Raw genomic sequence first — 13,992 nt, 5'->3', positions numbered from 1 at the left:
TTGTCCTGACCCCACGCGCAGCCGGGAGGATCGGAGATGACCGAGAATCTTGCGCGGCGGGACAGCCTGGGCGACGACACGCCGGCCCATCCCTGGCTGGCCCACTACCCGGACGGGATCGCCTGGGACCAGCCGATCGCCGTGACCCCGCTGGCCGAGCTGTTCGAGGAGGCCGCCCGCCGCTACGCCGACCGTCCATGCCTGGACTTCCTCGGCCGCCGCTACCGTTACGCGGAAGTGCTGGGGCTGGTGAACCGGGCGGCCAAGGGCTTCGCGGCGATGGGGGTGAAGCCGGGCGTCCGGGTGGGGCTGTGCCTGCCGAACACGCCGACCTACGTGATCGCCTATTTCGCGATTCTGAAGGCCGGCGGCACGGTGGTGAACTACAACCCGCTCTACGTCGAGCGGGAGCTGGAGCACCAGATCGAGGATTCCGGGACCGAGATCATGGTCACGCTCGATCTGAAGCAGATCCATCCGCGCATCGAGGCGATGCTGGACCGCACGCGGCTGAAGACGGTGGTCGTCTGCCGCATGGCCTCCATCCTGTCCCCGGTGAAGAGTGTTCTGTTCCGCGTGCTGAAGCGCAGCGAACTGGCCAGCATCCCCCAGGACGGGCGGCATGTGGATTTCGACGCGCTGCTCGCCAACGACGGCGCGATGGCGCCGGTGCGGGTGGACCCGCGGCGCGACGTGGCGGTGCTGCAATACACCGGCGGGACCACCGGCGTGCCCAAGGGGGCGATGCTGACCCACGCCAACCTCGTGGCCAACGCCCGGCAGGTGCAGGCCTGGTTCCCCGGCATGGCGCTGGGGGAGGAGCGGATGCTCGCCGTCCTGCCCTTCTTCCACGTCTTCGCCATGACGGTGATCCTGAACATGGGGCTGGCGGCGGGGGCGGAACTGGTCATGCTGCCGCGCTTCGACACGCTGCAGGTGCTGAAGACCATCGCGCGGCGCAAGCCCACCCTGCTGCCCGGCGTGCCGACCATGTACAAGGCGCTGCTGAGCCATCCCGACGTGGCGCGCCATCCGATGCGGTCGATCCGCTACTGCATCTCGGGCGGGGCGCCGCTGCCGATGGAGCTGAAGCGCCAGTTCGAGGAGGCCACCGGCTGCGTTCTGGTCGAGGGCTACGGCCTCAGCGAGGCCTCGCCGGTCTGCGCCTGCAACCCGCTGACCGGAGTCAACAAGGAGGGCTCCATCGGCCTGCCTCTGCCCGGAATCATGGTGCAGATCCGCGCACTGGACGACCCCGACCGCGTGCTGCCGCCCGGCGAGAAGGGGCAGGTCGTGCTGTCCGGCCCCAACGTCATGGCCGGCTACTGGAACAAGGACGAGGAGAGCCGGCGCACCGTCGTCGGCGGCTGGCTGTTCACCGGCGACGTCGGGCTGATGGACGAGGACGGCTACGTCTTCCTGCTCGACCGGCTGAAGGACCTGATCATCTGCGGTGGCTACAACGTCTATCCGCGCATGATCGAGGAGGCCATCTACCAGCACCCCGACGTGGTTGCCGTCTGCGTCATCGGCGTCCCCGACGATTACCGCGGCCAAAGCCCGAAGGCCTTCGTCCAGCTCAAGCCCGGAGCCAGCCTGACGGCCGAGCAATTGAAGGATTTCCTGCGCGACAAGATCTCGCGGATCGAGATGCCGAAGCTGATCGAATTCCGCGCCGAACTGCCCAAGACGGCGGTCGGCAAGCTGTCGAAGAAGGAGCTGATCGCCGAAAGCCTGCCGAAGCCGGAGGGATGACCGGGGAAAGGCGCGCGGCTTTGTCACGCCGTGGTGTGTGTGGTAGGAACGGAGACGCCGTCCGGCGGCGTGGAGCGAGCGGCCCTCGTTCCCCATGCCGCCGCGGCGCGACGTGACGGAAGGCGTGCCCCCCACCATGGAACAGCTCTACACGGTCAATCAGTTGGCGGAGGAACTGGGAATCACGCCGCGCGCCCTTCGATTCTACGAAGTGAAGGGGCTGCTCTCGCCCAACCGCCTGGGCAACAACCGGGTCTACACCAAGCGCGACCGCGCCCGGCTGAAGCTGATCCTGCGGGGCAAGCGGCTGGGCTTCTCGCTGGCGGAGATCCGCGAGTATCTCGACCTCTACAACGTCGATGGCGGGGTGGAGCAATTGAAGGTCCTGCAGAAGCGCATCGACGCGCGGCTGAAGGACCTGGAGCAGCAGCGCCAGGACCTGGAGGCGACCGTGGGCGAACTGCGGGAGATCGAGGCCCAGGTGCAGGCCGCGCTGGACGAGCGCGGGTTGGCGTCCAAGAGCGCCTGAGCCGGTGCGGTCCTGTCCGCCCGGCCAAGCCGGAGGGGATGGGGTTATGAATTTGCTGTTCCGCCTGATCGCCGTGATCGCGGCCGCTCTGACCGGTCGGCCGGTGGGCTTTCTGGAGCCGGCGCGGCTGCGCTTCCGGGTGTGGCCGACCGACCTCGACCTCAACATGCACATGACCAACGCCCGTTATTTCAGCGTCATGGACCTGGGGCGGGTCGATCTGATGCTGCGCTCCGGCATGGGGCGGTCGATCCTGCGTCACCGCTGGCAGCCGGTGATCGGCGCGGCCAACGTGCGCTTCCGCCGCCCGCTGGCGCCCTTCCAGCGCTTCGAACTGGCGACCCGCGTGCTGTGCTGGGACGACAAGTATTTCTTCATCGAGCACCGGGTGGAGACCGCCACGGGCACGGCGGCGCTGGCCGTGGTGCAGGGCGCCTTCGTGGCGCGCGGCGCCGTGGTCGCCCCGGCGGAGATTTTGGCGATCCACGGCGAGCATGGGGAATCGCCGCCCATGCCGGACGCCGTCGCCGCGTGGCGCGAGCGGCCGCTGGCGCCCTGATGCCTGTGCCCTGACGCTTGCGCGGTGCCGCCCCGTTGCACTATGGCTGGCCGGACGCGAAAAGCCGGCAAAGCGGAAGGGCAGGGTCATGGGCGCACACGGAATCAACGGCATCGACCATCTCGTCATCGTCGTCCGCGATCTGGAGAAGGCGCAGGACGCCTACCGTCGCATGGGCTTCACCATCTCGCCGAAGGGCCGGCATGGCGAGCTGAAGTCGGCCAACCACACCATGATGTTCGGGGCGGGCGACTATCTGGAACTGCTCGCCATCGAGCAGCCGCACCCCTTCACCGCCTTTTACAGCGACGTGTTGAAGACCCGTGAGGGCATCGCCGCGGCGGCCCTGAAGACCGACGACGCACGGGCGGCGCAGCGGCTTCTGGTCGAGGCCGGCTATCCGGCGGGCGAGCCGGTGGAGTTCGGCCGTCCCGTCGAGCTGCCGGGCGGCGCGCAGCCGGCGCGCTTCACCACCACGGCCATCGACGGGGTGCCGGAGTGGGGCGGGCGGGTCTTCCTGTGCCAGCATCACACCCCGGACGTGGTCTGGCGTCCGGAGCTGATCCAGCACGACAACACGGTGACGGGGCTCGCCGCCCTGGTGGTTGCCGCCGACGATCCCGACGCCACCGCCGCCGCCTACGCCCGGCTGTTCGGCACGGTGGTGGAGGCGCGGGGGCCGTCGCGCGTCGTGCCGACCGGCAGCGCCCCCATCGTGGTGGCCAATCCCGCCGCGCTGCATTGGGGCTGGACCAGCGACCCGGCCCTGGCGGTTCCGCGCCCCTTCCTGGCCGGGATGGTGCTGACGGTGGCCGATCTGGAGCGCGCCCAGCAGGCGCTTCAGAAGAGCAAGTTCCCGACGGTCGTCGGCAACGGCGTGCTGCGCGTGTCCTCCGCCAGCGCCTGCGGCGCCATGCTGGCCTTCGCCAAGGAATTCGACCTCGGCGCGCTGATCCCCTGAGGCAACCGGGCGGCCCGTTGTCATAACGGAATCATATTGCTGCACTGCGTCCGATCCGTTGGACAGGACGCCGTCGCGGGCGCACATTCCCCTTCCGCGTGTATGTTGCGGCGCATCATGGGGACGGACCGACGTGGCGGACGGCGATTTCGGCAGGGTTCAGATCGAGCCGGCGGGGCAGGGAACGCCCGGACAGCACAGGGTGGCGGCGGACTATCTCGTCGCCGGCACGCCGGCCTACAAGCGGGCGAGCCGCATCCTCTTCGTCGCCGGCTTCTCGACCTTCGCCGCCCTCTACTGCGTGCAGCCGCTGATGCCGGAGTTCACACGGGCGTTCGGCGTCACCCCCGCTCAGTCGAGCCTCGCTTTGTCGGTGTCCACCGGCGTCCTCGCCTTCGCCCTTCTCATCGCCGGGGCGGTGTCCGACCGCTTCGGGCGCAAGGCGATCATGGCCCTCTCGCTGCTCGCCTCCGGCACGCTGGGAATCAGCGGGGCGATGGCGCCGGACTGGGCGTCGCTGCTGCTGATGCGGGCGCTGGAGGGGATGGCGCTCAGCGGCCTGCCCGCCGTCGCCATGGCCTATGTGTCGGAAGAGGTGGACCCGCGCTCCGCCGGGGTGACGATGGGGCTGTACATCGGCGGGACGGCGCTGGGCGGCATGTCGGGCCGGGCCTTGACCGCGCTGGTCGCCGACGTCGCGTCCTGGCGCATGGCGATGGGGGTGATCGGCACGCTGGGGATCGCCGCCGCCGTGGCGGTGTGGGTGGCGCTTCCCGCCTCGCGCCATTTCCAGCGCCGGCCGGCGGGCGTGCGGGAGCTGGCCGAGGCGTGGCGCGGGCACCTGATGGACCGCGGGCTGCTCGCCCTGTTCGCCATGGGGTTCCTGTCCATGGGAGCCTTCGTCACCGTCTTCAACTACATCGGTTTCCGTCTGCTGGCACCGCCCTTCGACCTGCGCCCGGTCGCGGTCGGGGCGGTCTTCACGGTCTATCTCTGCGGGGTCGTCAGCTCGCCGCTGTTCGGCGGACTGGCGGTGCGGCTGGGGCGGGGCCGGGTGCTGGCCGCCGCCGCGGCGATGATGGCGGCCGGTCTGGCCTTGATGACGCCGGACAGCCTGTGGACGATGACGCCGGGCATCGCCCTGTTCACCTTCGCCTTCTTCGGGGTCCACACCGTCGCCTCGGGCTGGATCGGGCAGCGGGCGCCGGTCAACCGCGGGCAGGCCTCGGCGATCTACCTGTTCTGCTACTACATGGGCTCCACCATCGCCGGGACGCTCGGCGGGGTCTTCTGGCACGGCTTCGGCTGGGCCGGAGTCGGCGGATTCGTCGGTCTTCTGCTGGCGGTCGGACTGGTTGTTTCGCTGGGGCTGGCGATCCGCCGCTGATTCGTTCCTTGCGAGCATACCGAGGTATGGCTTCAACCGTTTCGGTTGCGCCGGTCACCGCTTCGTCCCATGCTGGGTGCATCTGCACAACGAGGCGGCCATGGCACGTCTGTCCGTCTACAGCGACACCGATCCCACGGTTATCGAACTCTCCTCCGCCGATCCGGCGCTGGTCACCGCCCATCTGGCGCTGGCCGGCGTGCTGTTCGAGCGGTGGCCGGCGCCGCAGGCCATTCCCGACACCGCCAACGCCCAGACGGTGCTGGACGCCTATGCCGGGCCGGTGGCGGCCCTGAAGGAGGCGCGCGGCTTCCAGTCCGCCGACGTCGTGCGGATGCCGCGCGGCTTACCGGACGCCGCGGCCCGACGCGCCGCCTTTCGCGCGGAGCACACCCACGACGAGGACGAGGCGCGGTTCTTTGTGCAAGGCGGCGGCGCCTTCTACCTGCACATGGACGAGAAGGTGTACCGCATCGTGTGCGGGGCCGGCGATCTGCTGAGCATCCCGGCCTGGACGAAGCATTGGTTCGACATGGGGCCGGACCCGGATTTCACCGCCATCCGGTTCTTCACGCGCCCGGACGGCTGGGTGGCCTCCTTCACCGGCGACGTGATCGCCGACCGTTTTCCGAAGTTCGAACCGGAACCCGGCGCGGCTCCATGACGCGCCCGCGATGATCCGGCGAGGACCGTTACCTTTCGCCGCAGCCGATTGCCGGCGAAAAGCGGGGCTGTTACAAGCCCTTGGCTATCGGCGCCGATCCCATGGCGGCGCATCACCCGCTTCGGAGGCTCCATGACCACGGACGGCCACACCGTCCCGCGCACGGGCAACGGCTTCATCGATGCGGCCCACAGCTCGCTGATGGACCAAGTCGATGCCATCCGCCGCGAATGCGCGGCCGGCGCCTCCCGCGACTCGATGGTTCCCCGGTTCAGCCGCTTCGCGGACGAGATGCGCATGCATTTCGACCATGAGGAGGTCATCATCCGCGCCGCCGGGTTCGCGCGGTGGGAGGAGCATGCCGGCCATCACGCGATGCTGGACCAGCAGTTCGGCCGCCTGATCGACTATGTGCGCGAATGCGACGTCACCTCGGACTTCCTGTGCACGGTGGCGGGCACGCTGGACGCCGCCTTGTGCGGGCATGAGATTCGCCATGACGGCGACTACGCCGCGCTGGTGCGCCATGCCTCCCTGGCGCCGGAAGGGCAGACCCTGATCGCCTGGAACAGCGCGTTCGACGTCGGGGTGGGGCCGCTCGACGCGCAGCATCGTCAACTCGCCGAACTCATGAACGAACTGGACGCAATGAGCCGCCGCGGAGCGCCGGCCGGCGAGATCCTCGACCTTGTCGGGCTGCTGCACGACCATGTCCACGCCCATTTCGCCATGGAGGAAGGGGTGCTGCGCCGTGTGGCGCCCAGCCGTTTCGTGGCCCACCGCAACCATCACCGGTTGCTGGAGGGGCAGTTCGCCCACGTCCGCCAGCAGGTGGAGAGCGGCCGGCTCGACCCCGGCGTCGCGGTGCGGGGATTCCTGCGCTTCTGGTTCATGGATCATGTGCTCGGCTCCGACCGTCCGACCTTCGCCGAGGCGGCGGACGCGGCGCCCCGCTGATCGCCGCCGTCCTTGCAATTCCTGGCCGATCACAGGCCGCCGCCGGGGCAATCCGGGCCTGTCATCAAAAAATCACTTGAATCGCCGGGGAAAAAGCGTAATTCATCGGGCACGACGCACTCGCACGTGCCAATGGCCCTCTGTGGTTATGCAACGACGTACCGCGTCCTTTTTGGCAGAACCGGTCATCAGTGGGCCGGTCCCGAGAGGGAGGTAGGCATGTTGGCTCTCCACGGCAGGGCTCTCAGACGGTAGCCCATAGCCGGACATCGACGCTTTGAACCTGCGGAGCTGCTAGCCCGCTCGTGAGCGTTTGACCCGGCTTTTCTCCGTCGCCTTTCACCACAACCCGAATTCCGATCAACGGCTTCGACGGCCGTGCCGGATTCCCGTCTGTTCGCTGGACCGCCCCGCGCCGGGTGGCCCAGGGTAAGGAGTGCGCCATGGGCTTCATCCGTTCCCGTTCCGCCGTCGCCCCGCTGCGCCGCGGCGTTTCCGTCTCCGCCCCGTCCTTCGGCGCTTCGCCGGTGTCGGACCGCCGCACCTCCGTCCATCAGGCGGTGGCGCTGGCCCGTCCCGAGGAGCCGATGCATTGCATCCGTCCGGGCGTCCTGGCCGACACCGCGTCCAGCTTCGTCGCCGCCTTCGACGCCGCCGTGGCCGGCGACGTGCTCTACGCCGTGAAGTGCAACCCGGAGCCGGCGGTGCTGCGCGCCCTGTGGGCCGGCGGCGTGCGCCACTTCGACGTGGCCTCGCCCGGTGAGATCCGCCTGATCCGCCAGATGTTCCCGGACGCGGTGCTGCATTACATGCACCCGGTGAAGGGCCGCGAGGCGATCCGCGCCGCCTACCAGCAGTACGGCGTGCGCGACTTCGTGCTCGACAGCATGGAGGAGCTCCAGAAGATCCTGGAGGAGACGGGCGACGCCCCTGACCTCGGCCTCGTCGTGCGTCTGGCCCTGCCCAAGGGCAACGCGGTCTACGACCTGTCCGGCAAGTTCGGCGCTCCGGCGGCGGAGGCGGTCGAGCTGCTCCAGGCCGTGCGCATGGTGGCTCCGAAGGTCGGCGTGTCCTTCCATGTCGGCTCGCAGATGCTCGACCCGTCCGCCTATGAGCGGGCGCTGGAGCTGGCCGGCCGCATCATCGCGGAGTCGGGCGTGGTGATCGACGTTCTGGACGTGGGCGGCGGCTTCCCCGTCTCCTATCCGGGCGTCACGCCGCCGCCGCTCGGCGACTTCATGGAGGCCATCGCCCGCGGCGTGGCCAAGCTCGACCTGCCGGCCCATTGCCGCGTCTGGTGCGAGCCGGGCCGCGCGCTGGTCGCGCCGGGCGTGTCGCTGGTCGTGCAGGTGATCAAGCGCCGCGGCAACGAGCTGTTCATCAACGACGGCGTCTACGGCGCCCTGTCGGACGCCGGCGTCCCCGGCTTCCGATTCCCGGCCCGCATGATCCGTCCGTTCGCGCCGATGGGCGACGAGCCGGTGGAGGCCTTCGCCTTCTACGGCCCGACCTGCGACAGCGCGGACCGCATGAACGGCCCGTTCCACCTGCCCGCGGACATCCGCGCCGGCGATTGGATCGAGCTGGGCCAGCTGGGGGCTTACGGCTCCTGCCTGCGCACCGCTTTCAACGGGTTCGACCAGGCCCGCGTGGTCGAGGTTTCGGACGCGCCGCTGCTGGAAACCCCCGGCTACGTCCTCAAGAGCTGCGTGGCATAAGTCCCGCATCGCGGGAAAGCTGTGGATATCCCTAAAAAATCACCGTAAACCATCGTTGGTCCGCCACCCTCCGCCTCTGCAAGAGGCGCGAGGGTGACGGGCTGTATTTCTGTCACGCCAACCACGGGGGACCGTCTTAGATGACCCTGGACACCAAGCACATCACCTTCACCGGCCGCATGGTCATTGTCGGCTTCGGATCGATTGGCCAGGGAGTTTTGCCCCTGATTTTGCGCCACATCGGAATCACGAAGGACCAGATCACCATCGTCACCGCCGAGGAGCGCGGTCATGCCGAGGCCGATGAGCTTGGCGTCAAATTCATCAACCTGCCGCTGACGAGGGAGAATTACGTCCAGGTGCTGGAGCCCATGCTGGGCAAGGGCGATTTCCTGGTCAACCTGTCGGTGGACGTGTCCTCCGTCGCCCTGTTCGAGTTCTGCCACAAGGTCGGCGCGCTCTACATCGACACCTGCGTCGAGCCGTGGGCCGGCGGCTACACCGACCCGTCGCTGTCGCCGTCGCTGCGCTCCAACTACGCCCTGCGCGAGACCGCGCTGTCGCACCGCGCCGCCTTCGAGGGCGGGCCGACCGCCGTTCTGACCCACGGCGCCAACCCCGGCCTCGTCTCGCATTTCGTGAAGCAGGCGCTGCTCAACGTTGCCGCCGACACCGGCGAATCGACGGAGGTCCCGAAGGACCGCGCCGGCTGGGGCGCCCTGGCGGCCAAGCTGGGCGTCAAGGTGATCCACATCGCCGAGCGCGACACCCAGGTCTCCAACGAGCCGAAGAAGGTGGGCGAGTTCGTCAACACCTGGTCGATCGACGGCTTCGTCGGCGAGGGCTGCCAGCCCACCGAACTCGGCTGGGGCAGCCACGAGAAGCATTTCCCGGCCGATGGCCGCCGCCACGAGTTCGGCTGCGACGCCGCCATCTACCTGATGCGCCCCGGCGCCTCCACCCGCGTGCGCACCTGGACCCCGCTGGAGGGGCCGTTCCACGGCTTCCTCATCACCCACAGCGAGGCGATCTCCATCGCCGACTACTACACCCAGCGCGACGGCAACCACGTCACCTACCGCCCGACCGTGCATTACGCCTATCACCCCTGCGATGACGCGGTGAAGTCGGTGCATGAGCTGGCCGGTAAGAACTGGTACATGCAGCCGAGCCAGCGTCTGATGATGCACGAGATCGTCAGCGGCACCGACGAGTTGGGCGTGCTGCTGATGGGCCACAAGAAGGGCATCTACTGGTTCGGTTCCCGCCTGGGCATCGACGAGGCGCGCGCCCTGGTGCCCTACAACAACGCGACCTCGCTGCAGGTCACGGTGGCGGTCCTGGCCGGCATCGTCTGGGCCCTGGAAAACCCCAACCGTGGCCTCGTCGAGCCGGACGAGATCGACTTCCAGCGCATCCTGGAGATCGCCAAGCCCTATCTCGGCGAACTGGTCGGCGCCTATGGCGACTGGACTCCGCTGCAGGACCGCGAACGGCTGTTCCCCGAGGACATCGACCACGACGATCCCTGGCAGTTCAAGAACTTCCGGGTCGCTTGAGGCCGGCTTGTCTGACGCTGGTTCGTCTGTACAGGGAAGGGGCTCTTCGGAGCCCCTTTTCCTTTGGTGCCCTCAGAGGGTCAGCGCCAGCAGCAGCGCGCCGGCGACCAGAGCGATGCAGGCGCGCCGGTAGAGGTGAAGCGCGCGGGTGATGTCCTGCGCGGTGGCGGCGGTGCGGCCCGGCCCCATCCAGGCGTCCTCGATCCGCACCGCGCCATAGACCCGCGGCCCGCCGAGCCGGAGGTCGAGCGCTCCGGCCATGGCCGCCTCCGGCCAGCCGGCGTTGGGCGAGCGGTGGCGGTGGGCGTCGCGCCGCACCGACCGCCAGGACTCGGTGGCGTCGGCGCCCTCGGTGAAGCGGGCGGCGACCCAGATCAGCAGCGCCGACAGGCGGGAGCCGGGCAGGTTGACCAGATCGTCCAGCCGCGCCGCCGCCCAGCCGAACGCCTCGTGCCGGGGGGTGCGGTGGCCGATCATGCTGTCCGCGGTGTTGATCGCCTTGTAGAGCGCGATTCCCGGCAACCCGCCGACCAGCAGCCAGAAGGCCGGAGCCACCACCCCGTCCGAAAAATTCTCTGACAGGCTTTCGATGGCGGCCCGGCTGACGCCGTGCTCGTCGAGGCTTGCCGGGTTGCGGCCGACGATGCGCGACACCGCCTCGCGCGCTGCCTCCAGCCCGCCGTCGCGGAAGGCGGCGGCAACCGCGGCGACATGGTCGTGCAGGCTGCGCTGCGCCAGCAGGGTGGAGGCGAGCGCCGCTTCGAGAAGACCGCCGAGCGGCAGATGCCGGCACAGCCCCGCCACCGCCGACGCCGCGCCGCCCACCACCAGCAGCAGGGCGAGCAGGGCCAGCACCCCCGCCGCCTTGCGGACGGCGAAGGAATCACGCTCGCGGTTGAGCGCGCGGTCAAGCTGGGCGATAAGCGCCCCGATCCACACCACCGGGTGACGGATTTGGGCGTAGAGTGCGTCCGGATAGCCGGCGGCGGCCTCGATGAGGAGAGCGGCGGCGAGCACGGACGGATGAAGCTCCACGGGACGGAATCCTCTGGGGAAGGGAAGGGGCGGGATGATGGCGGAATCGGCGGCGGGGTCCAAGAGGATCGTCCGCGAAGGGATCGCGCAGGGTGGGATCATTCACGGCGGCGACCTCGACGCCGCGCGGGCGGCCTTTCCCGGAGCGCCCGAGCCTTGGCTGGACCTCTCCACCGGCATCAACCCCTGGCCTTGCCCGCTGCCGCCCATCCCGGCCGAGGCCTGGGCGCGCCTGCCGGGGCGCGCTGCCGAAACGGCGCTGCGGGAGGCCGCGGCGGCCTTCTACGGCGCGCCGTCGCCGGACCACGTTCTGGCGGCGGGCGGGTCCCAGGCGCTGATCCTGGTTCTGCCGCGGATGCGGCCTTTGGGAACGGTCGCCGTGCTCGGTCCGACCTACGCGGAGCACGCCGCGGGCTGGGCCGCGGCCGGCCATCGCGTGGCCGGGGCCAATTCGCTGGACGCCTGCGACGCCGACGTGGTGGTGGTGGTGAACCCGAACAACCCGGACGGCCGCATCGTCCCGAGCGAAACCCTGCTGGCCCTGGCGGAGCGGCAGGCGGCGCGGGGTGGCTGGCTGGTGGTGGACGAGGCCTTCGCCGAGGTCGCTCCGGCGTGCAGCGTGGCGTCGGCGGCCGGAAGACCCGGTTTGGTCGTCCTGCGCTCCTTCGGGAAATTCTTCGGGCTGGCCGGGGTCAGGCTCGGCTTCCTGCTCGGCGAACCGGCGCTGCTCCGGGATGCGCGCGCCGCCGTGGGACCCTGGGCGGTGTCGGGTCCGGGGCTGGCCGTCGCCACCGCGGCGCTGTCGGATTCGGCGTGGATCGCCGCCACCCGGCACCGTCTCGCCGACGCCGCGGCCCGCTTCGACGCTCGGTTGGCGGCGGCCGGGCTGCGCGTCGCCGGCGGGACGTCGCTTTTTCGTCTTGTGGACGATCCCCGGGCGCCTGGACTTTACGACGCGCTGGGTCGGGCCGGGGTTCTGGTCCGCCGCTTCGACTATCGGCCGGAGTGGCTGAGGATGGGGCTTCCGGCGGACGAGGCCGCGGAGGAGCGTGTGAAAGTTGCAATTGAAACGTTCACAAATCGATGGATTTTGCGCTCAAAATAGGCGATCACCACCATAGCGCGACAAGATGGCACACAGGGGCAAAAAGGCGCATCGGCTAACGTACTCGTGGTTTGCCCTATCGTGGCGCAAGAATCTTCCATGACGCTGTGGGGGCCATGCTGGATTCGGTCGGTTCAATGAGTCCTTCTGGGGATGCGGAGGAAACCCGGTCTGCGCTGTGGCGTGCGTTCGACACGCTGCCGTCGGGGGTCTGCGTCACCACGGACACGGGGACCATCCTCTACGCCAATTCGGCTTTGCACGGTCTGTTGCGCTACGCGCCCGGCGGCCTGACCGGCTGCGATCTCGCGGCGCTCGAGCCGGACGATGCCAAGCGCCCGGCGCTGCCCGACGCGTCGGGGGAACGGCCGCTGCGCTGCCTGGATGGCCAAACCGTCTGGGTGTCCGAATCGGTTGGCCCTCTGACCGGCCCGCTGGGGGAGCGGCATTCGCTGCGCGTCTACACCGACGTCACCCACCACCGGCAGGCCCAGGCCGCCCTGCGCGACCAGCTGCTGATGAAGGAGGTGCTGTTCGAGACCCTGCCGGTTCCCGTCTTCGTGAAGAACGCGGCCGGCGAATACACCGATTGCAACGACGCCTTCGAGCGCTACACCGGGCTGGAACGTCGCAGCATCATCGCCAAGACCGCCTTCGCGGTGATGGACCCGCGCATCGCCAAGGCCCACACCGACCAGGACCGCGAGCTGACCGTCACATGGGGGCAGCGCAGCTACGAGGAGGCGGTTCCCTTCGTCGGAGGTACCACCCGCCTGTCCAGCCTGACCAAGGCGGTCTTCTGCGACAGCACCGGAAATCTGGGCGGCATCGTCGGCGTGATCCACGACCTGACCGAGGGTCTGCCCAGCGAGGAGCGGCTCCAGGCCATCCTGGAGCAGAGCCCGATCGGCGTGTCGGTGTCCCGCCGCGATGACGGCAAGATCATCTTCGTCAACACCCGCTTCGCCGAGCTGATCGGTTTGACCCGCGAGGATCTGATCGGCCGACAGGCCCGCGACTATTATCTGGACCGGCACCAGAGGGAGCGGGTGATCGACCGCCTGCGCTCCTTCGGATCGGTGACCAACATGGAGGTGCAGTTCCGCCGGGCCGACGGTTCGTCCTTCTGGACCCTGTTCACCGTCAACCAGGCGGTGATCCAGGGGGTCCAGGTGAATCTGGCCTGGATCTACGATTACACCGACCGCCGGAACATGGAGGAGGCGCTGCGGGACATGGCGTCCCGCGATCCGCTGACGGGGATCTACAACCGGCGCTCCTTCATGGAGCTGGCCCGTTCGCAGCTGGCCCGCGCCCACCGCTTCAACGAGCCGATGTCGGTCTTCGTGCTGGACGTCGACCACTTCAAGCGCATCAACGACAGCTACGGCCACGCCACCGGCGACGACGCCCTGCGCATGGTGGCCGGCGGCTGCCAGGCCATCCTGCGCGAGTACGACATTCTCGGCCGGCTGGGCGGCGAGGAGTTCGTGGTCGTGCTGCCCGGCGCCACCGCGGAGGAATCCCGCGTGGTGGCGGAGCGGGTGCGCCGCCACCTGTCCCGCATGGCGATTCCGGGCCCCGAAGGCCGCTTCCACCTGACCAGCAGCATTGGCATCTCCACGCTGGACAGCGCCTACGACACGCTGGAAAAAGCGATTCACCGCGCCGACCTCGCGCTTTACCGGGCCAAGCGCGAGGGGCGCAACCGGGTGGTCGTCTACGAACCGGGCATGTGAGCCGCCGCAGTTCCAGCGGTGAGC

The 13,992-nt window shown here is 69.2% G+C and carries 12 protein-coding genes; 11 read left to right on the top strand and 1 reads right to left on the bottom strand.

From position 1 onward, the window contains the following. Window positions 1-36 precede the first annotated feature (36 nt). The 9 genes from ABVN73_RS06385 to ABVN73_RS06345 all read left to right on the top strand — a co-directional run bounded on the left by ABVN73_RS06385 (window position 37) and on the right by ABVN73_RS06345 (window position 10,089). Entirely contained in the window at window positions 37-1,755 is a 1,719-nt protein-coding gene (locus ABVN73_RS06385) for a long-chain fatty acid--CoA ligase (RefSeq protein WP_353859409.1), read from the top strand. 136 nt (window positions 1,756-1,891) lie between these two features. Then, window positions 1,892-2,284, top strand: coding sequence for a MerR family DNA-binding transcriptional regulator (locus ABVN73_RS06380; protein WP_094302185.1), 393 nt, complete (start codon window positions 1,892-1,894; stop codon window positions 2,282-2,284). A 46-nt stretch (window positions 2,285-2,330) separates the two neighbouring features. After that, window positions 2,331-2,843, top strand: a complete 513-nt coding sequence (locus ABVN73_RS06375) for a thioesterase family protein (protein ID WP_353859408.1) — start codon at window positions 2,331-2,333, stop codon at window positions 2,841-2,843. A gap of 88 nt (window positions 2,844-2,931) precedes the next feature. After that, window positions 2,932-3,804 (top strand): VOC family protein, encoded by an 873-nt coding sequence (locus ABVN73_RS06370; protein WP_353859407.1) that lies wholly within the window; start codon window positions 2,932-2,934, stop codon window positions 3,802-3,804. A gap of 133 nt (window positions 3,805-3,937) precedes the next feature. Further along, window positions 3,938-5,191, top strand: a complete 1,254-nt coding sequence (locus tag ABVN73_RS06365; RefSeq protein ID WP_353859406.1) for an MFS transporter — start codon at window positions 3,938-3,940, stop codon at window positions 5,189-5,191. Window positions 5,192-5,291: 100 nt separating this feature from the next. Beyond that, window positions 5,292-5,855 (top strand): acireductone dioxygenase, encoded by a 564-nt coding sequence (locus tag ABVN73_RS06360; RefSeq protein ID WP_353859405.1) that lies wholly within the window; start codon window positions 5,292-5,294, stop codon window positions 5,853-5,855. 132 nt (window positions 5,856-5,987) lie between these two features. Further along, window positions 5,988-6,812, top strand: coding sequence for a hemerythrin domain-containing protein (locus tag ABVN73_RS06355; RefSeq protein ID WP_353859404.1), 825 nt, complete (start codon window positions 5,988-5,990; stop codon window positions 6,810-6,812). 443 nt (window positions 6,813-7,255) lie between these two features. Further along, on the top strand, window positions 7,256-8,530 hold the full coding sequence (locus tag ABVN73_RS06350; protein WP_353859403.1) for a type III PLP-dependent enzyme: 1,275 nt from the start codon (window positions 7,256-7,258) through the stop codon (window positions 8,528-8,530). A gap of 140 nt (window positions 8,531-8,670) precedes the next feature. Continuing rightward, window positions 8,671-10,089, top strand: coding sequence for a saccharopine dehydrogenase C-terminal domain-containing protein (locus tag ABVN73_RS06345; RefSeq protein ID WP_353859402.1), 1,419 nt, complete (start codon window positions 8,671-8,673; stop codon window positions 10,087-10,089). 72 nt (window positions 10,090-10,161) lie between these two features. On the opposite strand, the gene cbiB is transcribed toward ABVN73_RS06345, so the two are convergent. Beyond that, window positions 10,162-11,124 carry an adenosylcobinamide-phosphate synthase CbiB gene (gene cbiB / locus ABVN73_RS06340; RefSeq protein WP_353859401.1) on the bottom strand — a complete coding sequence of 321 codons (963 nt, stop codon included), beginning with the start codon at window positions 11,122-11,124 and terminating at the stop codon, window positions 10,162-10,164. A gap of 34 nt (window positions 11,125-11,158) precedes the next feature. On the opposite strand from cbiB, the gene cobD reads away from it, so the two are divergent. Continuing rightward, complete coding sequence (gene cobD, locus ABVN73_RS06335) at window positions 11,159-12,229, top strand: threonine-phosphate decarboxylase CobD (protein ID WP_353859400.1); 1,071 nt, start codon at window positions 11,159-11,161, stop codon at window positions 12,227-12,229. Between the two features lie 137 nt (window positions 12,230-12,366). Then, complete coding sequence (locus ABVN73_RS06330) at window positions 12,367-13,968, top strand: diguanylate cyclase (RefSeq protein ID WP_353859399.1); 1,602 nt, start codon at window positions 12,367-12,369, stop codon at window positions 13,966-13,968. Window positions 13,969-13,992: the final 24 nt, after the last annotated feature.

The sequence above is a fragment of the Azospirillum formosense genome (assembly GCF_040500525.1).
Taxonomy (GTDB): domain Bacteria; phylum Pseudomonadota; class Alphaproteobacteria; order Azospirillales; family Azospirillaceae; genus Azospirillum; species Azospirillum formosense_A.
The sequence above is the reverse complement of the archived record's forward strand: the minus strand, read 5'-3'. Positions and strand labels throughout refer to the sequence as shown.